We start from the raw sequence: 233 nt of genomic DNA, 5'->3' as shown, positions 1-233 counted from the left end.
TGAGGGAGCGGGGGGTGAGCGGGAGCACGAGGTGGTCGACGGCGGCGACGGAGCCGCCACGGGAGACGCCGGGGATCCGGTGGAGGACCCAGGGGTTGCGGGTCGGGCCGTAGGCGGAGTGCTCCGTCGTCGAGCCCATCGCGAACTCGTCCATGTTCGTCTTGCCGAGCGCGATGTGGCCCGCGTCACGGGAGCGGGCCACGGCCGGCGCGTCGTAGGGCGAGCGGTACCCC

The 233-nt window shown here is 74.2% G+C and carries 1 protein-coding gene; it reads right to left on the bottom strand.

The window, feature by feature from the left end:
* The coding region (locus KVS71_RS19145) for an amidase family protein (RefSeq protein WP_254635925.1) at positions 1-233 on the bottom strand (233 nt) is incomplete at both ends.

It is taken from the genome of Microbacterium sp. GbtcB4 (assembly GCF_019091465.1).
GTDB classification, from domain to species: Bacteria; Actinomycetota; Actinomycetes; order Actinomycetales; family Microbacteriaceae; genus Microbacterium; species Microbacterium paraoxydans.
The sequence above is the reverse complement of the archived record's forward strand: the minus strand, read 5'-3'. Positions and strand labels throughout refer to the sequence as shown.